Origin of the sequence: Rhodanobacter sp. Col0626 (assembly GCF_049994385.1) — a bacterium.
Taxonomy (GTDB): Bacteria; Pseudomonadota; Gammaproteobacteria; order Xanthomonadales; family Rhodanobacteraceae; genus Rhodanobacter.
Genome location: NZ_CP188260.1, coordinates 424,677 through 442,945, shown reverse-complemented (window position 1 = coordinate 442,945; position 18,269 = coordinate 424,677). Strand labels below are relative to the sequence as shown.

The window sequence follows — 18,269 nt, the reverse complement described above, 5'->3', positions numbered from 1 at the left end:
GGCGCGACAGTCTGTCTCGACAACGCTTACCTACAAGGATTTCCGATGGCCACTCCGATACGCATGAAAGTTCTGCCCTTAGCCGTTGCTTCATTGCTGGCATCCGCGCCCCTCATCGCGCAGAACGTCACCACCTCGGGCGTCAACGGACGCGTGCTCGATGCCAGTGGCCAACCGGTCGCCGGCGCCACGGTGGCGATCCTGCATCAGCCGTCCGGCACCACCAAGCAGGTCACCACCGACAACGATGGCCGCTACACCGCGCAGGGCCTGCGCGTGGGTGGCCCGTTCGAGATCACCGCAAGCAAGGCAGGCATGGCGGGAGTCGAGCAGGACAATGTCTACCTGCAGCTGGGCCAACCCTCCTCGATCAACCTGAGCATGGGCGCCGGTGCGCAGAACGCCAGCAACCTGGCCGCGGTCAGCGTGAATGCCACGACCCTGGCGCAGACCTTCTCCTCGGAGAACAAGGGGCTGTCCACCAATATTTCCCAGCGCCAGCTGCAGGCCACGCCGCAGGGCAACCGCTCGATCGATGACGTGGCCCGGCTCGACCCGCGCATCACCGTGCTCGACCAGGGCGTGGGCGCGATCTCCGCCAACGGCATGAACAACCGCTACAACAACGTCAGCGTCGATGGCGTCACCCAAGGCGATCCGTTCGGGCTCAATGCCAACGGCCTGCCGTACCAGAAGGCACCGATCTCGCCGGAGACGATCGCCGAGTACAACATCTCCACCGCCAACTTCGACGTCAGCTCCGATGTGGTGGGCGCCGATGTCAACGCAGTGACCAAGTCGGGCACCAACCAGTTCCACGGCTCGGTGTACTACGCCTACCGCAATGCCAACCACCTGGTCGGCGATGCCGGCTGGCTGCCCAAGAGCAATCCGGGTTACCACTACAACGGCTATGACAAGGACTGGACCGGCGGCTTCAACGTGGGCGGCCCGATCATCAAGGACAAGCTGTTTTTCTTCGTCTCCGCCGAGCATGAGAAGACCACCGGCATCGGCGCCGATTCAGCCAACGGCCTGGACGACACGCTGGGCAACGGCGCATCGACCAGCAACAAGGTTTCGCCGGGCGACCTGCAGAAGGGGATCGACGCGGCCAGGCAGCTCGGCCTCACCCCGGGCGTGTTCGGCGGCTCCAGCGCACTCACCTACGACGACAAGCGCTACCTGGGCAAGATCGACTGGAACATCAGCGACAACCACCGTGCCAGCTTCACCTACCAGAACACCAAGGAACTGCTGCCTGCCGTCGGCGGCAACAGCTCCAACAGCGTGGGCCTGACCAGCTACACCTATACCAAGACGATCACCACCAACAATTACGTTGCCCATGTGTTCGACGACTGGACCGACAACTTCTCCACCGAGGCGAAGGTCGGCTTCCAGAAGTACGTGCAGGACACCGCGGCGCCGTACCAGCAACCCGCGGTGAACGTGAACCTGTCGCCCGACGGCAAGGGTCCGTCGATCAATCTCGGCGAGGAGCAGTTCCGCCACTACAACCACATCGACACCAAGAAGCTCAGTGTCTTCCTCGCCGGCACGTATTACCTCGGCGACCATGCGATCAAGGGCGGTATCGACTACCAGAGCAACAAGATCAACAACCTGTTCGGCCAGACCGAGTTCGGCCAATACAACTTCTGGGGCATCGACAACTTCATCGCCGGCAACTACAACAAGTACGTGCTGTATCACCCGGCCCCCGGCCACACGCTTGCGGACATCGCCGGCAAGTGGACCTACAGCCAGTACAGCCCATTCCTGCAGGACACCTGGCAGGTCAACGACCAACTGTCGGTGCAGTACGGCGTGCGCGTGGACATCCCGCATTCCAGCACCAAACCCGCCTACAACGCCGGGTTCGAGCAAGCGTTCGGCTATCCGAACAACTACACGGTGGGCTCCGGCAACCGCGTGGTCGAACCGCGCCTGTCGTTCAACTATGCGTTCGACAGCGAATACAAGACGCAACTGCGTGGCGGCGTCGGCCTGTTCCAGACCTCGCCGCCCACGGTGTGGATGACCAACCCGTTCCAGAACAACGGCGTCACCCTCACCTCGTACACCTCGTTCGATCCGGCTACCGCGCCGTTCAACCCGGACCCGTTCAACCAGAACATCCCCGCCGGTGGCGGCGCCGGTTCGATCGACACCATCGCCAAGAATTTCCACTTGCCCACGGTGTGGAAGGGCAGCCTGGCACTCGATCGTGAGCTGCCGTGGTGGGGCCTGATCGCCTCGGCCGAATACGAGCATATCCAGGTACGCGACGGCATCCTGTACCAGGCGATCAACTTCGGCGCGCCCACCGGCACCTTGCCGGACGGGCGCCAGCAGTTCTGGAAGACGCCCGGCGAAGCGCCGGTCTCGGCCGATGCGCTGGCCAACCAGAATCGCGCCTTCAGCACGGCGTCGACCCTGCTCACCAACACCCACAAGGGCAAGTCGGACAGTCTGACGATGGCGTTGAGCAAGCCGTTCTCGGACAGCTTCTCGGGCAACCTCAGCCTGACCTTCAACCACGCAACCGACGTCGACCCGGGTACCGACACCATCGCGTACAACGGCTACCAGCGCGTGGCGCGGCTGAATCCGAACGCCGATGTCGCTGCAACCTCGAACTACAGCATCGCCAAGAGCTTCAAGGCCTCGTTGACCTGGCAGCACAACTTCTTCGGCGACTACCGTACCCAGGTATCGATGTTCTACAACGGCCGCACCGGCAACCCATACACCTGGGTGTTCAGCAACGATGCCAACGGCGACAGCATCGCCGGCTGGGATCCGGCGTATATCCCCGCAGCCAACGACGCCAAGGTGGCGTACGCCGCGGGCACCAGTGCGCAGACGATCCAGCAGTTCCAGGATTTCCTCGCCAGCGACAGTTACCTGCGCGACCATCGCGGCAAGATAGCCGGCCGCAACGGCTCGCGCACGGGCTGGTCGAATACTCTGGACATGAGTTTCTCGCAGGAACTGCCTGGCATCTTCAAGGGCAACAAGGGCGAGTTGCGGCTGGACGTGTACAACTTCCTCAACCTGATCAACAAGAACCTGGGCACGGTGAGCAACACCGGCATCTACCCGACCCGCACGCTGGCCAGCTATGCCGGCGTGAACGCGCAAGGCCAATACGTCTACTCGCTGCCCACCGACAAGAACGGCAATTACCAGCCGCAGCAGCTGCAGGTATACGACGGCGGCTTTTACGATCCCAGCCGGGTGGTTTCGCGCTGGTCGGCCATGCTGACACTGCGCTATTCGTTCTGACGGATTGACCGCGAAGGACTGACTGCAAAAAGCCGGCGCCCTCGGGCGCCGGCTTTTTCATGCTACCCCTTGCTGCAATGCGTTTCATGCAGCCTATTGACTACAGGTGTAGTCACGGCGTAAGTTGACTACATCTGTAGTCACCGCGTGCCGCGACCATGCAAAAACCATCCATCGGCGATCAGGAACTGGCCTTGCTGCATTACCTCGACGATTGCGGCAGCGCGTCGGTGGGCGAAGTGGCGGCCGGTTACGGCGAACCGCGCGGGCTGGCCCGTTCCACGGTGCTGACCATGATGGAGCGCCTGCGCGGCAAGGGCTATCTGAAACGCCGTCAGCTCAAGGGCATGTTCCGCTACAGCACGGCGACCAAACCCGGCGAAGCGATGCGCAGCGCGGTAGGCAGTTTCGTCGAAAAGACGCTGAGCGGCTCGGTCTCGCCGTTTGTTGCCTGGATGTCGGAGCACGCCGAGGTCAGCGCGACGGAACTGGCCGAACTCGAGGCGCTGGTGGCGCAGTTGCAGACCCGACGCAAGGAGTCGTGAAATGGACACGCTGAATCTGCTGTTCGACACCTTGCTGGCCCGGCTGGCCTGGACGTCGGCCCAGGCCGTGTTGCTGATCGGCGTCGTGTGGCTGGTCTGTCGCCTGCTGCCGCAGCTGTCCGCTGCGCTGCACTGTACGTTGTGGTGGCTGGTCGGCCTGCAGCTGATCCTTGGCCTGTGCTGGAGTACGCCGCTGCAATTGCGGGTGTGGCCGCCAGCGGCGCAGCACGTGACCGTCGTGCAGATCCGTTCCGCGCTGCCGGCTGCAACCCCCGCCCGCGACATGCCGACGATCCGGACAATGCCCGGTGACCGACATGCGGCGATCGCGCCGACAACGTCGTGGTACGCGCACTGGCGGCTGATCCTGGTCTCGCTGTGGCTGACGGCCTTGCTCATGCAGCTGTCCATCGCCGGCAGACAGTGGCGAAATGCACGCCGCGTGCTGCGCGACTCGCGGCCGCTGCAGGATGAATCACTGCGGGCCATGGGCGCGGAACAGGTGCGCAAGCTGGGCCTGCGCCGTCTACCGGAACTGCGTGTTTCCGCCGAAATCAGTTCACCGCAAGTCACCGGCATGTGGCGCACGACCGTGTTGCTGCCGGCCGACCGACGGCTGAGCCTGAGCGAATCGGCGATGGCAATGGCCCACGAGCTGGCGCACCTGCGCCGAGGCGATCTGTGGCTGGGCTGGATACCGGCCATTGCGCAGCGACTGTTCTTTTTCCACCCGCTGGTGGCGTGGGCGGTGCGCGAGTACGCGCTGAGCCGCGAAGCCGCCTGCGATGCGCAGGTACTCGAGCAGACCGGCACGATGCCGCAGGCCTACGGCCACCTGCTGCTGCGCCTGGGCATTGCCCATCCCGTGCACTCCGGCCTGGCCGGAGCTTCGCCATCGTTCCATAACCTGAAGAGGCGACTGACCATGTTGCAACAAATCGACACCCTGTCTCGTCGGCGCGTGCGCGGATGGCCACTGGTCATCCTGATCGTGCTGGCCGGCGTGTTGCCTTATCGCGTCACGGCAAGCGCACCACAAACCGCGGCCGCGACGCACACCACCGCCAACGTGCCCGCACCACCACCGCCAGCTCCCCCGGCACCGCCGGCGCCACCCGTTCTGCCACCGCCAGCTCCCCCCGCACCGCCGGCGCCACCCGGTCTACCTCCGCCCCCGCCCCCGCCGCATCATGGCGGCAGCTTTTCGGCAAACCATGTCGACATTGATACCTATGCGAATGCCCGCAACGGCTTCGCCCTGATCGATCGTGATGCGGTCACCATCAGCGGCTCGGAGAATGATCTCAGGACCGTGGATCAACTGCGCAAGACCAACACGCCGATGCTGTGGTTCCGCCGCGGCGACAAGGCCTATCTGGTTCGTGACGCGAGCTACATCCAGCGCGCCAAGGCGATCTATGCCCCGGTGACCGCGCTCGGCAAGCAACAGGGCACACTTGGCGGCGAACAGGGGCGTCTCGGTGGCCTGCAGGGCGGCCTCGGTGCACGCCAGGGTGCGCTGGGATCACAGCAGGCACAGCTCGCTGGTCAGCAGGCGCAGCTCGCCGCTGAACAAGCCGCACTGAGCGGCCAGGCCGACAACGACAAGCATCAGGCGGAACTCGATGCCAGGCAGGCCGCGCTGCAGACGCGAGAAGACGAACTCGGCCGACAACAGGATGCACTCGGTCAACAGCAGGATGTGCTGGGCAAGCAACAGGACGCACTGAGTGCAAAGCAGGACGCACTCGGCAAGCGCCAGGAACAGGCCACCACACAGGCCAACCAGCAGATCGGAAAACTGCTCGACGAAGCGCTGGCCAAGGGCGCCGCGCAGACCATCAACCGCTGACGAGCGGAATTGCCCGGTCGGCTGGTGACGCCGGACCGGGCATTTTTTATCGCGCCCTTGAGGATGACCGTGGAATCGGACGAATCCGATTCCTGTGCCACGCACTGAATTTGCAGCACGCCCGCTCTTGCGTGGAAGAGCAGGAGAACCTCAGTCCTTCGGCACCTTCATCGCGTATTCCTGCGGCGGCGCATTGCCGGCGAGGTTGTGCACGAAGTAATCCCAGCGACGGCGCGTCACATACGGCGTGGCCTTGCCGTAGCCGTGATGCGCGTTGGGAATCAGCAACATGTCGAAATCCTTGTTGGCCTTGATCAACGCATCGACCACCAGCAAGGTGCTCGAGGTCGGTACGTTGTCGTCCATGGTGCCGTGGGTGAGCATCAGGTGGCCCTTGAGGTTCTTCGCCATGCGCTGGTTGGCCTGGTCGTCGTAGTTGGTGCTGCCGTCCTTGTGCGTCACTAGCAGGCCCTGCCACTTCTCGGCCCAGTCGTCCTCATAGTTGCGGTTGTCGTGATTGCCACTTTCGGCCCAGCCGACCTTGAAGAAATCCGGGTAACGGAACATCGCATCGGCGGTGGTGTTGCCGCCACCGGAATGGCCCCAGATGCCGACGCGATCGATGTCGATCCACGGGTAGCGTTTGGCGAGTTCCTTCATGCCGGCGATCTGGTCCGGCAACGTGTTGTCGCCGATATTGCCGAAGTAGGCATCGTGAAAGGCTTTCGAGCGCCACGGCGTACCCATGCCGTCGATCGCGACGACGATGAAACCAAGTTCGGCCAGCGACTGGTTGTCACCGCGCGAGGGCAGAAAGCTGCGCCCGCGTACCGAGCCGGTCTGCGGACCGGGGTAGACGTAGTCGATGATCGGATATTTCTTCGACGGATCGAAATTCGTCGGCTTGAACAGCATGCCGTAGAGGTCGGTCTTGCCGTCGCGCGCTTTCACCATGACCGGCGTCGGTGCGACCCAGCCACTGGCGACCAGCCGGCTGATGTCGGCCTTGGCCACCTGGGCCGCAATGTGGCCATCCTGCGAGCTGCGCAACACCGTCACCGGCGGCACCGTCGGGGTGGAATAGGCGTCGACGAACAGACGTCCATCCGGCGACAGAGCCACCGTGTGGTCAGCCGGCTCCGGGGTCAGCAGGGTCGGCTTGCCGCCATCGAGACTGACCTTGTAGAACTGCTGATAGTAGGGATTCACGCCGTGCTCGCGACCGACGCCGCGGAACCACAGCGTGCGCGTCTTCGGATCCACCTTCAGCACCTCGGTGACGTTGCCGTCGCCGGTGGTGATGGCGTGCTTGAGCTTGCCGCTGGTGAGGTCGTACAGGTAGAGCTGACCCCAATTGGTGCGCTCGGAGAACCAGATCGCTTCGTGGGTTTCGGGCAGATAGAACCAGTTGACCTGGCCGTTGCCGCTCTCGTAGTAGGTCTTGGCGCTTTCATCGAACACCGTGCGCACCGCGCCGGTCGAGGCATCGGCGATGCGGAACCATTCATGCTTGTGGTCGCGCGAGGTCGACACGAACGCCAGCGTCTTGCCGTCCGGCGCCCACTTCACGTCATCCCAGCCGCCGTCGGGACCGCAGCTGACGTCGTCGCAGAGGGTCGAGCGATGCTGGTCCGCCGGCATCTTCAGGCGCACCACCTTGTGCGTCGGCACGTCGATGATGACGCGCTCGATCATCGTCACATCCTTGTCGCCGACCAGTGGGTACTTCCACGCCTCCAGCTTCGGGTGGCCGACGTTGGTGGTGATCGTGTACATGTCGCCGGTCTTGCGCTGGTCCTGCTGGAACGTGGCGATCTGCTTCGAATCCGGCGACCACACCAGAATCGCGTTGTCGGTGTGTTTCCAGCCCGCGTTGTCCGTCGCGTAGCCGAAGTTCTCCACGCCGTCGGTGGTGAGCCGGGTCTCCTGGCCGGTGGCAGCGTCGCGCAGCCACAAATTCCAGTCGCGGATGAATGCCTCGCTCTTTTTGTCCGGCGACAGCACGCCCGGCTCGTCGCCGGTAGCCGACTTGGCGGACTTGTCATGCGCCTTGGCACCCTTGTCGGCGACGCAGGTGCCTGCCGACTGCAGATCGCACAGGTAATGCGCGTTGCGCACGGCGATATCCAGTCGGCCGTCCGGCTTCAGCTCGTAATCGGTGACCGGAAGTTTTTTCGCGTCGACCGGCTTGCCGGTGACCTTGCCCAGCGCGGCGGCCAGCTTGACCTGGTCGAACAGCGGCTCGGCCTTGCCGCTGGCCGCATCCATCCGCAAGAAGTGGTCACCCGTGCTGTCGTGGTCGCGGTACCAGAAGTGGCCGTCGTCCAGCCATGCCACGCGCTGCACGGCATGGTCGACCAGCGGCGCCGTGTTGTAGACCATGAAGCGTTCCGCCCGGGCGTAATCGTCTGCGCTCAACGTACGACCTTGCGCGGCGACGCCCGCCGACAGCAACCCCATTACCACCGCACCGAACAGGCGCGATTTGCTGATCATCGAATGCATGTATTCCTCCACGAAGTCCGGATGACATGGCGGGGGCCCGCTGGCCGCGCCCACGCCGAACCGGCCGATGCTAGCGCGATACCGCAGCGGACGCTCAGTGCCAAAGGTCTATGCGGATCGGTGAACGAACTACACTGGTCCACCCGTGCCCATGCCGAGGTCCCCATGTCGACTGCCCCGATCGAAGCCCGCCTGCTGGAGATGGTTTTCCCTGACCACACCAACCACCTGGGCACGCTGTTCGGCGGCCAGGCGCTGGCGTGGATGGACAAGGCGGCCTTCATCGTCGCCTCGCGCTATGCGCGGCGCACCGTGGTCACCGCGCGGTCGGAGGAAGTGAATTTCCGGGTACCGGTGCGCACCGGGCAGCTGGTGGAGCTGGTCGCCCGCGTGGTCAAGGTCGGCCGCAGCTCGATGCACGTCGAGGTGGAAATGACCGCCGAAGACCCGCTCAGCGGCGATCGACGCATCTGCACCACCGGCCGCTTCGTGATGATCGCGCTGGATTCCAACGGTTCGCCCACGACGATTCCCGCGTTGCCGGAATCGTCCGACTGACAGGCCCGGCTCGGCGAAACGGCCGAGCCGGTATCCGTGCTGCTGGACAGCCGTTCTGGGTGCCGTACGGCGAGCTTTAGTGGACGTATCCGGATTCGCTCGGATTGGGGGTGACCTTGATCAGTTTCATCGCGCTGCTGCCTATGCCGCCACCGGAAAAAGTAAGCGAGCCTTCGCCTTTATAGAGAAATTCCACCCGGTAGTTGTCGCCGCCGAAATGGAAAGGGATCCACGCCTTGCCGGTCTGATAGGACTTCTGGTCGGTGGGCGGGCCGATCAGGTCCATCACTTCCTTGGAATACATGCCCACGTGGATCTTGGAGAACTTGCTGCCGGCAGCGGGTGCTGCCTCCGCGCTGCTGCCTGCGGGATCGGATCCGGTGCTGAAACTTGCCGGCGCATGGCCGGCCAGAACGACCAGCGATGCCATGAGAACGAACGATTTGATCTTCATTGAAGGGTTTCTCCTGTGGAATGGTCGATGACCGGACGCGCCACGGTGGAAACCTCACATCGCAAGCCGCGCTTCCAGCGCAAATCCTTGCAGAATTTGGGCATCCCCCGTGCCAGAGCTTTGCCCATCCAAATCGGCATGAACAGAACTCCGGCGATACTCAAGGACTCGGCCCCGTCGAACAAGAAGGGGAATGCCTGCTGGCAAGTCAGGTTTCTCCTTCATTTGCCCGATGGCGTTCCTGCCTGACCCGGTACTGACCACATGCAGGGCTTGACGCGGCCGCGACGGCCATCGCACGCTGCCGGCACCGGAGCCTGGAGTGGATCATGCCGCAGCATCTCAGAGTCATCGGCAACTACATCTCGCCGTACGTGCGCAAGGTGCTGGTCTGCCTGGAGCTGAAAGAGCTCGACTACGAGATCGATCCGATCGCCCCTTTCGTCGGTAACGATGAATTTTCCCGGCTGAGCCCGCTGCGTCGCATACCGGTGCTGATCGACGATGAACTGGTACTCACCGATTCATCGGTGATCTGCCAGTACCTGGAAGAGAAACACCCCACGCCAGCGCTCTATCCGCGCGACCTGGGTGACCGCGCCAGGGCGCGCTGGCTGGAGGAGTACGCCGATACGCGGCTGGCCGACGGGCTGATCTGGCGGCTGTTCCACCAGCTGGCGATCAAGCGCCACATCTTCGGCGAAGCCCCGAATGAGGCGGCAGTGCAGCACGCGCGCGAAGTGGAGATTCCCGCCGCCCTCGACTATCTGGAAGAGCAGCTGCCGGATGGCGGCTTCATTTTCGGCGCGCTGTCGATTGCCGACATCAGCATCGCCAGCTTCTTTCGCACCGCCTCGTTCGTGCGCTACGCGATCGACGCCACGCGCTGGCCACGCAGTGCGGCGCTGGTGGCTCAGGTGCAGGCGTTACCGGTATTCCAGAAGCTGGCCAGCTTCGAAGACTGCATGCTGCGCCTGCCGCTGGCCGAACAACGCGGCGCCCTGATCACCGCCGGCGCCCCGCTGACCAGCGACACGCTGGGCACCAGCGCACCACGACCCGGGCCGCCGCGCGCGTCCTAGTTACCTTTTTCCCGCAGCACGACGAGGGGACAGGAACACCACAAATCCTGAAGTTCGTCGACAACGGGCTTCAGCGCTGCGCTGCCGTCAGTTCCACCAGCCAGTCGACGAACACGCGCAGCCGCGCCGGCATCTGTCGCTGCTGCGGATACAGCACGGTCATCGGCAGCGACGGTGGTGGATATGCCGGCAGGATCTTGTGCAACTGGCCACTCTTCAACGCGTCGGCAATGCGGTAGATCGGCATCTGCGCGATGCCCAGGCCGGCCTCGCAACAGCCCAGATAGGCATCGACACCGCTGACGCTGACGCAACCGGGCAGCTCGATCTCGCGCCGCTTGCGGCCGACGACGAACTCCAGCGGTTCGGCGCGATGGGTGGTGGGCGATACCCAGTTCACCGCCAGGTGGCCCTCCTGCAGCGCGGCCAGCGACGCCGGCAGGCCGTGCCGGCGCACGTAGGCATCACTGGCCACCGTCACCTGCTCCAGCATCCCCACGCGCCGCCCGACCATGCCCGAATCACCCAGTTCGCCGATGCGCAGCACGCAGTCCACCCCTTCGCGCACTAGGTCGACGAAGCGGTCACCGGTGCCGATGTCCAGCTTGATCTGCGGGAAGCGCGCGAAGAAATCCCGCAACGCGGGGATCACCAGCAGCCGTGCCAACGTAGCGGGAAGATCGACGCGCAGGCGGCCCTTGGGCTGCACCAACGCCTCGCGGAAATCCGTCTCGACCTCGTCCACGTCGGCCAGCAGCCGCAGGCAGTGGCTGTAGTAGGTTTCGCCGTCGCGAGTGGTGCGTACGCGGCGGGTGGTCCGCTGCAGCAATTGGGCACCGAGCCGCGCTTCCAGTCGCTTGATCGCGTGGGTCACGGTGGCGCGTGGCAGGTTCCGATCGTCCGCGGCAGCCGTGAAACTGCCCAGTTCGACAATCCGCGTGTACAGCCGCATGGCTTCGAGTCGGTCCATCGTGATTGTTGTCGCTAATTGAATGGTGTTGATCATTATTGAGCATTTATTCGATGGACGTCACGATGCACCATGCGTGCACCTTCACCCACCGGAGCTACGCCCATGCAGACCCGCACCCTCGGCAAAGATCCCCTCGGAAAACCGGGCCCCCAGGTTTCCGCCCTCGGCCTCGGCTGCATGGGCATGAGCGCGTTTTACGGCGCGCACGATGATGTCGAGTCGATCGCCACCATCCACCATGCGCTGGATCGCGGCCTCAACCTCCTCGACACCGCCGACATGTACGGCCCGTACACCAACGAGGAGCTGGTCGGCAGGGCGATCAAGGGGCGTCGCGGGGAGGCTTTCATCGCCACCAAGTTCGGCATCGTGCGCGATCCGAACGACCCCAAGGCACGCGGCGTCAACGGCCGCCCGGAATACGTGCACGCCGCGTGCGATGCCAGCCTCAAGCGGCTCGGCATCGACACCATCGACCTGTACTACCAGCACCGCGTCGATCCGACCGTGCCCATCGAGGACACCGTCGGCGCGATGGCCGAACTGGTCGCCGCAGGCAAGGTGCGCTACCTCGGTTTGAGCGAGGCCTCCGGCGCCACGCTGGAACGCGCATGCAAGGTGCATCCGATCGCCGCGCTGCAAAGTGAATTCTCGTTGTGGACGCGTGACCCACAAACCAACGGCATGCTCGACGCCTGCCGCAAGCTCGGCGTCAGCCTGGTCGCCTACTCGCCGCTGGGTCGCGGCTTCCTCACCGGCGCCATCCGTTCGCCGGACGATTTCGACGCCGACGATTACCGCCGCGGCAGCCCGCGTTTCATGGGCGACAATTTCGCGCGCAACCTGGCGCTGGTCGAACAGGTGAAGTCGATCGCCGCCGAAAAGGGCTGCTCACCCGCGCAGCTCGCACTGGCCTGGGTACTGGCGCAGGGTGACGACGTGCTGGCGATTCCCGGAACCCGCAAGCGCACGCGGCTGGACGAGAATCTCGGCGCACTCGAGGTACAGCTGAGCAAGGCCGAGCTCGCGTCGATCGATGCGGTGTTCCCAGCGGACGCCGCTGCCGGCAACCGCTACGCCGATGCGATGATGCACATGGTGAACGTGTAAATCGCAGCGTCCTGGAAGCCTCCCGCGGGCGATGCTCTTCCAGAAGCATCGCCCGCCGGTTTCGAGGGATCTCGAAGGACGCGTTAAACTTCACCGCATGAGCACCCCCGAACACTCCCCGCTCGGCAAGGACACCATCTACGCCGACCGCTACAACCCGAGCCTGCTGTTTCCGATTCCGCGTGCCGACAAGCGCGCGGAAATCGGCGTGGCCGAACCGTTGCCTTTCCATGGCGTGGACATCTGGAATGCCTACGAGTTGTCGTGGCTCGACCTGCGCGGCAAACCGCAGGTGGCGCTGGCCGAGTTCCACGTGCCGGCGGCGTCACCGAACATCATCGAATCGAAGTCGTTCAAGTTGTACTTGAACGGTTTCGCGCAGGAGCGCATCGCCGATGCGGCCACACTCACCACGACCCTGATGCACGACCTGTCCGCCGCTGCCGGCGCCGTGGTCAACGTGCAGCTCGGCCCGGCGCATGGCACCGCTTTCCCCGTTGTCGATCTGGACGGCCAACTGCTCGACAGCCAGGACATCGACATCGACCACTACGGGCCGCCGCAGGCCGATTTTCTGCAGGCCGGTATGAGCTCCACCACACCCGTGGAAGAAACCGTGGTTTCGCACCTGCTGCGCTCGAACTGCCCGGTCACCGGCCAGCCCGACTGGGGCAGCGTGCAGATCGCCTACCGCGGCGCGCCGATCGACCACGCCGGTCTGTTGCGCTACCTGGTTTCGTTCCGCACCCACAACGAATTCCACGAGCAGTGCGTGGAACGCATCTTCGTCGACCTGACGCAGCGTTGCGCGCCGCAGCGGCTCAGCGTGTACGCGCGCTACACCCGCCGCGGCGGCCTGGACATCAATCCGTTCCGCAGCAGCACGCCGGCCACGCCCGCCAACCCACGCACGGTTCGCCAATAACCGTCGCTCCGGCTGGTCATCGGCGCGTGAAAGTTCAAGTACGGCGGTTTCCATCGGTAATCGGCGCTTCATATCGGCGGGGCTAGCCTTTGCGTCTTGACCCTTGCACCTGGACAGTGCGGCGGCGGTTGCCATGGATCGGCAGGTGCCAGTCATTGACCCAGGAGTTCGCCATGACCCATACGATCCGTTCCACCGCGCTGCTGAGCGCCAGCCTCGCCGGTTTGTTGCTGCTCAGTGCCTGCGGCAAGGACAAGCCGGCCACCCCGGCCGCCGCGCCCGCGCCCGCCACTACCGCGGCCATCGCGCCGACCCCGGCGGCTGCGGGTACGACGGCAACGATGCCACCGGCCACCGCCGGCAGTGCGGCCGCCCCCGCAACCTCGGTCGCCGCTGCCCCGCCAGCTGCGCCGGTAACGGTACCGCTCAAGGTCGCCAAGCTGACTGTCGGCAGCGACGTGAACTCGCAGCATCAGGTCACCCACGCCAGCAGCAGTTTCGCCGCCAGCAACAAGACCATCTACGCCAGCGTCGCCACCGAGGGCAGCAGCGAGGGCGCCACCCTGAATGCCAAGTGGAGCTATCTGGAGGGCCAGGGCCAGCTGGTCAGCAATATCAGCCAGTCGATCGCCACCGATGGCCCGGCCATGACCACCTTCAAGGTGCAGAACCCGGACCTGTGGCCGGAAGGCAAGTATCGGGTGGAGATCTCGCTCGACGGCAAGCCGGTCGCCAAACAGGATTTCGACATCAAGAAGAGCTGACCGCTCCGCTGCAACGCAAGGAAAAAGGCGTCTCTCGGGGCGCCTTTCTTCGTTGGCGACTCAGCGCCCGTCCAGCGCCTTGCGGCCGATCGCCGGATCGTCGGTAAAGAAGGCGTCGATGCCTGTGGCGAGATAGGTGCGAATTTCGGCGATGGAACCGTCTTCGTTGTATTGGCGCGGGTCGATGCCCTGCCACAGGTTGATCGGCAAAAAATAGTTCTCGGGACGGAAGGTGTACGGATGCACCTCGAGGCCGGCCGCGTGCGCGTCGTGCACCAGCGTGGTGGGCTCGCCAAGCAGGTGATCGAATTTCAGCGGAATGATCGCGCGGATGCTTGGGCCGATCGCGTTGGCATAACTGGCGATGTCGCGCAGTCCGGCCGGCGTCATCATGTCTGCGTAGCTGAGCTTGCCACCCGCGGCGGTCACGTCGTACGGCTGCTGGTCAGCCCCGTCGAGCAGCTGCAGCAGACGAATGTTGGCGTGCTTGCCGTCCGCGATCTTGCCGTGCAGGTATTTCAGGTTGCCGATCTCGAAAGACTGGACTTCCACCGGCGCCGCGCGCGTGTAGGCGTGGGCGGCCAGTGTCGCGAGCAGCCTGTCCTCCATCGGCAGGCCGATCTTGCGGAAATACGTGCCATGCTTGATCTCCGGAATGATGCCGATCACGCGTCCGCGCGTCGCCGATTCGGCCGCCACGAAATCGATGATCTCGTCCAGCGTGGCCACCTGGAACTGTCCGTCGTATTGCGTGCTGCGGATCTGCGGCAGCCGCTCGCGCGCGCGCAGCGTCTTCAATTCGGCCAGGGTGAAGTCCTCGCTGAACCAGCCGGCCACCTGGCGGCCGTCGACCGTCTTGCTGGCCTTGCGCGCAGCGAACTCCGGATGGCTGGCCACATCGGTGGTAGTGCCGATCTCGTTCTCATGGCGCGCCACCAACACGCCATCCTTCGTCATCACCAGGTCCGGCTCGATGAAGTCGGCGCCATCGGCAATGGCCCTGGCGTAGGACGCCAGCGTGTGCTCCGGACGCAACGCGCTGGCGCCGCGGTGGCCGATCACCAGCACCTTGGCAGCGAGCGGTTTCTCGGTGGCGACGACGGTGGCGGGCATGGCAGTGACTGAAAGCATGGCAAGGATCAAGCATAGGCGATACATGGGGACTCCCGGTTGGCCGTACACGACAGCCCCATGTCCTGCAGGAATTCGCGGCGCCTACTCATGCGCATGCGCTCAGAACTTGCCGCTGATGCTGATGCCGAACGTGCGCGGCGCACCCGGGATATAGGTCGCCAGGTTGAAGTTCTCGCCGACGTTGCCGGCGTCCATCAGGTACTGCTTGCCGAGCAGGTTGGCGCCCCACACACCGAGATCCCAGCGGCCCTTGTCGAAGGTAACGCCGGCGCGCAGGTTCAGCAGGCCATACGCCGGCTGCACGTAGGCCGGGTTGTTGTTGTCCTCGAAATAGATCTTCGAACGCCACGTATAGCTCGGACGCACGTACAGGTTGCGCCCCTCGGCCAGCGGCTGGTTCCACTGCACGCCGATGGCGAGGGTGTGGTCCGGCGCCAGTCGCAGGTGATTGCCGGCAAGTGCCTGCTCGCGACCCTGCTTGTCCTTGTCGGCGAAACGCGCATGCAGGTAACCGTAGTTGATGAAGCCGCTGAAGCGGTCGTTGAATGCCTGCTGCAACGAGGCTTCGAAACCCGGCACGCGGGCACGGCCGGCGTTGAGCGTCAGCAAGCGGCCGCCCTGGAAAGCCTGACTCTGGAAGTTGTTGTAGTCGTAATAGAACGCCGACAGGTCGTATGCGAAGCGACCGCCGTCGGCCTCGCCCTTCAGGCCCATCTCGTAACTCATGATGATCTCGGACGGCAACACCACCTTGTCGTAGCCGTTGCCTGCTTCGTTCACGTTGAACGCCAGCACGTTCGGACGCCGTCCGCGCGACACGCTGAAATAGGTGTTGGTGGATTCGTCGACATGGAAGGTGCCGATCAACCGCCCCACCACCGAGGTGCTGCTGTGATCATTACCCAGTCGGCCGTTGGTCGGTACGAACAGGTTGTTCGGCCCGGTAATGCCGTTGAAGCCTGCGCCGAACTGCGCCAGCGTCGTGCCGATGCCTGAGGCCGGCGAAGCGTTGATGACCTGGTAGCCGGCCGCCTGTTCCTCGCGTGTCACGCGCAAGCCGCCGGTGAGATCGAAGTGTTCGTTCGGGCGCCAGGTACCGTCGCCGAACACCTCGTACGAACGCGTGCTGCCGTAGTTGGTATAGCTCTCCTGCTCGTTCGTGTTCAGCGGCACGCCGAGAATCGGGATGGCGCTGTACGGCTGATTCGGCAGGTTGCCGGGCGTGAGCAGCGGCGGCGGCGCGCCGAGCAGCGCAATCAGGTTGCGGGTGGATTCGGACAGGCCATCCAGGGTCGGCGCCAATGCCAGCAACTGCAGTAACAAGCTACGCTCGTCGGTACTGAACGGCACACCCTGGCTGCCGTTCTCGTAGAAATAGTTGGCGCCGAAGAAACCGGTGAAGCTGCCGCCGGCGTCGTAGTTCAGGCGCAACTCCTGACTCAGCTGGTGGCTCTTCGCGTGCTCGCCAAAGTTCAACATGTTGACCTGCGAACCGTCGGCGTCAAACCGCTCGAACGAATTGAACTTGCGCAAGCCGGTGGTGCTGGACAGGCGCCAGTCGTCGCTGAGCGCGAAATCGCCGATCGCGGTGAGGCCATAGACCTTGCGGCGCAAACCCAGTTCATCGCCCTGGTTGAGATCGGCGTCGCCGTAAACATCGGTCGAGCCGTAGCGGTTCGGCACCGTGGCGCTGCGGAAATCGGTGCCTGGCGGCGTGTCGCGCTGGTAGTTCGCGATCAGGTCGATGCCGCTGTTGCTGGCAACGTTGAAATGCAGGCTGCCACGCACCGCGGTGGTGTCTTCGCCGCTGAGGCGACCGCCGCTGAGGTTCTTGATGTAGCCGTCGTGTTTCGTGTTGTACACCGCCACGCGTGCGTACACGTTGTCGGAAACCGGCGTGTTGAGATAGCCGGTGAGCTTGCGGCTGGCGAAGTTGCCGAACTCGGTCTGGAAGCCGCCGGAGTTGCCTGCCTGGGCCTTGTTCTGGATCAGCGAGATCGCACCGCTCTCGGCGCCACGACCAAACAGTGTGCCCTGCGGACCGCGCAGTACCTCGACCCGGTTCATGTCGAACAGCGCCACCATCGAGCCGCGCGAACGGCTGATGTCCACGCCATCCTGGAAGATCGACACGCGCGTGGTGGTATTCGCCGCGCCATCGTCGGTGGTGATGCCACGCACGGCAATGCCCGGATTGTTCGGGCTCTGCACCTGCACCTGCACGCCCGGGACGTAGCGGCTCAACGCCTCCACGTCGCTGATGCCGAAGCGATGCATGAAATCATTCGAAAAGGCCGAGATCGAAATCGGCACATCCACCACCTGCTGCTCGCGCTTCTGCGCCGTCACCGTGACCCGGTTGAGATTGATCGCATTGGCCACCAACGGCGACGAACCGGACGCGGCCGGCGCATTGACCGGTTGCTCCTGCGCCTGTACCGCCAACGGCGTCAATCCCAGCAACAGGCACTGGATGGACCAGGACAACCAGCTGCGGCGCGGTGCCGATACACGAACGCCTGCTCTCGAATTCGACATGATTTCCCCTGAAAAACGCATGGAACGTCCAAAGCATATGGCCTGACATGGTGTCGGCCGCGCATGACAGGCACGTGTCGCAGCAACCCCACCCACTGAATTCCCGCCGCGACGCCGCTTCCCCGCGAGGAAGCTACTACGGACAGGCAAGCGCAGGCTTGCTGCGGCGCGACAGCAGGTGGTTGATCAACGAGGGGACCGTCGCACAAGACGCCTACGCATCGATCGATGCGTAGGTTGCGATGGAGAGGTGATGGTGCGCCCGGCGGGATTCGAACCCACGACCCCTGCCTTCGGAGGGCAGTACTCTATCCAGCTGAGCTACGGGCGCATGTATGGCCGCGCGAGATGCCTTGGCCGAAGGGCTGACAGCGCGGGGAGCGCAGTATAGCCGAGATGCCGCGCGTCGTGATCGGGCGGCCGAAGGGTCGTTACCTGTGGGAGCGGCTTCAGCCGCGATGCTCCCTGGTGATTGCCACCCGGATCAAAAGCATCGCGACTGAAGTCGCTCCTACAGCTTCCCTGAAGCTTCGGGCTC

14 protein-coding genes and 1 tRNA gene are annotated in these 18,269 nt (G+C 64.2%); 9 read left to right on the top strand and 6 right to left on the bottom strand.

Annotated features, from left to right (window positions below; translation table 11 throughout):
- Positions 1-45 precede the first annotated feature (45 nt).
- From ACPPVV_RS01750 to ACPPVV_RS01740, 3 genes are all read left to right on the top strand, one after another.
- A complete protein-coding gene (locus ACPPVV_RS01750; protein WP_426701765.1) occupies positions 46-3,291 on the top strand; it encodes a TonB-dependent receptor in 3,246 nt (1,081 codons plus the stop codon).
- A 158-nt stretch (positions 3,292-3,449) separates the two neighbouring features.
- Positions 3,450-3,836 carry a BlaI/MecI/CopY family transcriptional regulator gene (locus ACPPVV_RS01745; protein ID WP_426701764.1) on the top strand — a complete coding sequence of 129 codons (387 nt, stop codon included), beginning with the start codon at positions 3,450-3,452 and terminating at the stop codon, positions 3,834-3,836.
- A 1-nt stretch (position 3,837) separates the two neighbouring features.
- Entirely contained in the window at positions 3,838-5,688 is a 1,851-nt protein-coding gene (locus tag ACPPVV_RS01740; RefSeq protein WP_426701763.1) for a M56 family metallopeptidase, read from the top strand.
- Between the two features lie 150 nt (positions 5,689-5,838).
- On the opposite strand, the gene ACPPVV_RS01735 is transcribed toward ACPPVV_RS01740, so the two are convergent.
- Positions 5,839-8,193 carry a DPP IV N-terminal domain-containing protein gene (locus ACPPVV_RS01735; RefSeq protein ID WP_426701762.1) on the bottom strand — a complete coding sequence of 785 codons (2,355 nt, stop codon included), beginning with the start codon at positions 8,191-8,193 and terminating at the stop codon, positions 5,839-5,841.
- A gap of 165 nt (positions 8,194-8,358) precedes the next feature.
- Here ACPPVV_RS01735 and ACPPVV_RS01730 point away from each other — a divergent pair, with 165 nt between their 5' ends.
- Entirely contained in the window at positions 8,359-8,751 is a 393-nt protein-coding gene (locus ACPPVV_RS01730) for an acyl-CoA thioesterase (protein ID WP_426701761.1), read from the top strand.
- A gap of 76 nt (positions 8,752-8,827) precedes the next feature.
- Here the strand turns inward: ACPPVV_RS01730 and ACPPVV_RS01725 are convergent, their stop codons facing one another.
- Positions 8,828-9,205 carry a hypothetical protein gene (locus ACPPVV_RS01725; protein ID WP_426701760.1) on the bottom strand — a complete coding sequence of 126 codons (378 nt, stop codon included), beginning with the start codon at positions 9,203-9,205 and terminating at the stop codon, positions 8,828-8,830.
- Positions 9,206-9,232: 27 nt separating this feature from the next.
- On the opposite strand from ACPPVV_RS01725, the gene ACPPVV_RS01720 reads away from it, so the two are divergent.
- Positions 9,233-9,454 carry a hypothetical protein gene (locus ACPPVV_RS01720; protein WP_426701759.1) on the top strand — a complete coding sequence of 74 codons (222 nt, stop codon included), beginning with the start codon at positions 9,233-9,235 and terminating at the stop codon, positions 9,452-9,454.
- Between the two features lie 80 nt (positions 9,455-9,534).
- Positions 9,535-10,287 carry a glutathione S-transferase family protein gene (locus ACPPVV_RS01715; protein WP_426701758.1) on the top strand — a complete coding sequence of 251 codons (753 nt, stop codon included), beginning with the start codon at positions 9,535-9,537 and terminating at the stop codon, positions 10,285-10,287.
- Between the two features lie 70 nt (positions 10,288-10,357).
- Here the strand turns inward: ACPPVV_RS01715 and ACPPVV_RS01710 are convergent, their stop codons facing one another.
- Positions 10,358-11,257, bottom strand: a complete 900-nt coding sequence (locus ACPPVV_RS01710) for a LysR substrate-binding domain-containing protein (RefSeq protein ID WP_426701757.1) — start codon at positions 11,255-11,257, stop codon at positions 10,358-10,360.
- A gap of 105 nt (positions 11,258-11,362) precedes the next feature.
- Between ACPPVV_RS01710 and ACPPVV_RS01705 the strand changes: the two genes are divergently transcribed.
- From ACPPVV_RS01705 to ACPPVV_RS01695, 3 genes are all read left to right on the top strand, one after another.
- A complete protein-coding gene (locus ACPPVV_RS01705) occupies positions 11,363-12,370 on the top strand; it encodes an aldo/keto reductase (RefSeq protein WP_426701756.1) in 1,008 nt (335 codons plus the stop codon).
- A 97-nt stretch (positions 12,371-12,467) separates the two neighbouring features.
- Positions 12,468-13,295: an NADPH-dependent 7-cyano-7-deazaguanine reductase QueF gene (queF, locus tag ACPPVV_RS01700; RefSeq protein ID WP_426701755.1), complete on the top strand. Its 828-nt coding sequence runs from the start codon at positions 12,468-12,470 to the stop codon at positions 13,293-13,295.
- A 173-nt stretch (positions 13,296-13,468) separates the two neighbouring features.
- Complete coding sequence (locus tag ACPPVV_RS01695) at positions 13,469-14,059, top strand: hypothetical protein (RefSeq protein ID WP_426701754.1); 591 nt, start codon at positions 13,469-13,471, stop codon at positions 14,057-14,059.
- A gap of 60 nt (positions 14,060-14,119) precedes the next feature.
- Here the strand turns inward: ACPPVV_RS01695 and ACPPVV_RS01690 are convergent, their stop codons facing one another.
- The 3 genes from ACPPVV_RS01690 to ACPPVV_RS01680 all read right to left on the bottom strand — a co-directional run bounded on the left by ACPPVV_RS01690 (position 14,120) and on the right by ACPPVV_RS01680 (position 18,062).
- Complete coding sequence (locus ACPPVV_RS01690) at positions 14,120-15,190, bottom strand: glycerophosphodiester phosphodiesterase (protein WP_426701753.1); 1,071 nt, start codon at positions 15,188-15,190, stop codon at positions 14,120-14,122.
- Positions 15,191-15,292: 102 nt separating this feature from the next.
- The gene (locus tag ACPPVV_RS01685; protein WP_426701752.1) at positions 15,293-17,731 is read right to left on the bottom strand and encodes a TonB-dependent receptor; all 2,439 of its coding nucleotides are present in this window, start codon (positions 17,729-17,731) and stop codon (positions 15,293-15,295) included.
- 254 nt (positions 17,732-17,985) lie between these two features.
- Positions 17,986-18,062, bottom strand: a tRNA-Arg gene (locus ACPPVV_RS01680).
- Positions 18,063-18,269 lie beyond the last annotated feature (207 nt).

Excerpts from the sequence above, each read along its gene's own strand:
- ACPPVV_RS01730 (WP_426701761.1), top strand. The coding sequence starts at position 8,359 with ATGTCGACTGCCCCGATCGAAGCCCGCCTGCTGGAGATGGTTTTCCCT.
- ACPPVV_RS01745 (WP_426701764.1), top strand. The coding sequence starts at position 3,450 with ATGCAAAAACCATCCATCGGCGATCAGGAACTGGCCTTGCTGCATTAC.
- ACPPVV_RS01695 (WP_426701754.1), top strand. The coding sequence starts at position 13,469 with ATGACCCATACGATCCGTTCCACCGCGCTGCTGAGCGCCAGCCTCGCC.
- ACPPVV_RS01750 (WP_426701765.1), top strand. The coding sequence starts at position 46 with ATGGCCACTCCGATACGCATGAAAGTTCTGCCCTTAGCCGTTGCTTCA.
- ACPPVV_RS01705 (WP_426701756.1), top strand. The coding sequence starts at position 11,363 with ATGCAGACCCGCACCCTCGGCAAAGATCCCCTCGGAAAACCGGGCCCC.
- ACPPVV_RS01740 (WP_426701763.1), top strand. The coding sequence starts at position 3,838 with ATGGACACGCTGAATCTGCTGTTCGACACCTTGCTGGCCCGGCTGGCC.
- ACPPVV_RS01690 (WP_426701753.1), bottom strand. The coding sequence starts at position 15,190 with ATGCTTTCAGTCACTGCCATGCCCGCCACCGTCGTCGCCACCGAGAAA.
- ACPPVV_RS01725 (WP_426701760.1), bottom strand. The coding sequence starts at position 9,205 with ATGAAGATCAAATCGTTCGTTCTCATGGCATCGCTGGTCGTTCTGGCC.
- queF (WP_426701755.1), top strand. The coding sequence starts at position 12,468 with ATGAGCACCCCCGAACACTCCCCGCTCGGCAAGGACACCATCTACGCC.
- ACPPVV_RS01685 (WP_426701752.1), bottom strand. The coding sequence starts at position 17,731 with ATGTCGAATTCGAGAGCAGGCGTTCGTGTATCGGCACCGCGCCGCAGC.
- ACPPVV_RS01715 (WP_426701758.1), top strand. The coding sequence starts at position 9,535 with ATGCCGCAGCATCTCAGAGTCATCGGCAACTACATCTCGCCGTACGTG.
- ACPPVV_RS01710 (WP_426701757.1), bottom strand. The coding sequence starts at position 11,257 with ATGGACCGACTCGAAGCCATGCGGCTGTACACGCGGATTGTCGAACTG.
- ACPPVV_RS01735 (WP_426701762.1), bottom strand. The coding sequence starts at position 8,193 with ATGCATTCGATGATCAGCAAATCGCGCCTGTTCGGTGCGGTGGTAATG.
- ACPPVV_RS01720 (WP_426701759.1), top strand. The coding sequence starts at position 9,233 with ATGACCGGACGCGCCACGGTGGAAACCTCACATCGCAAGCCGCGCTTC.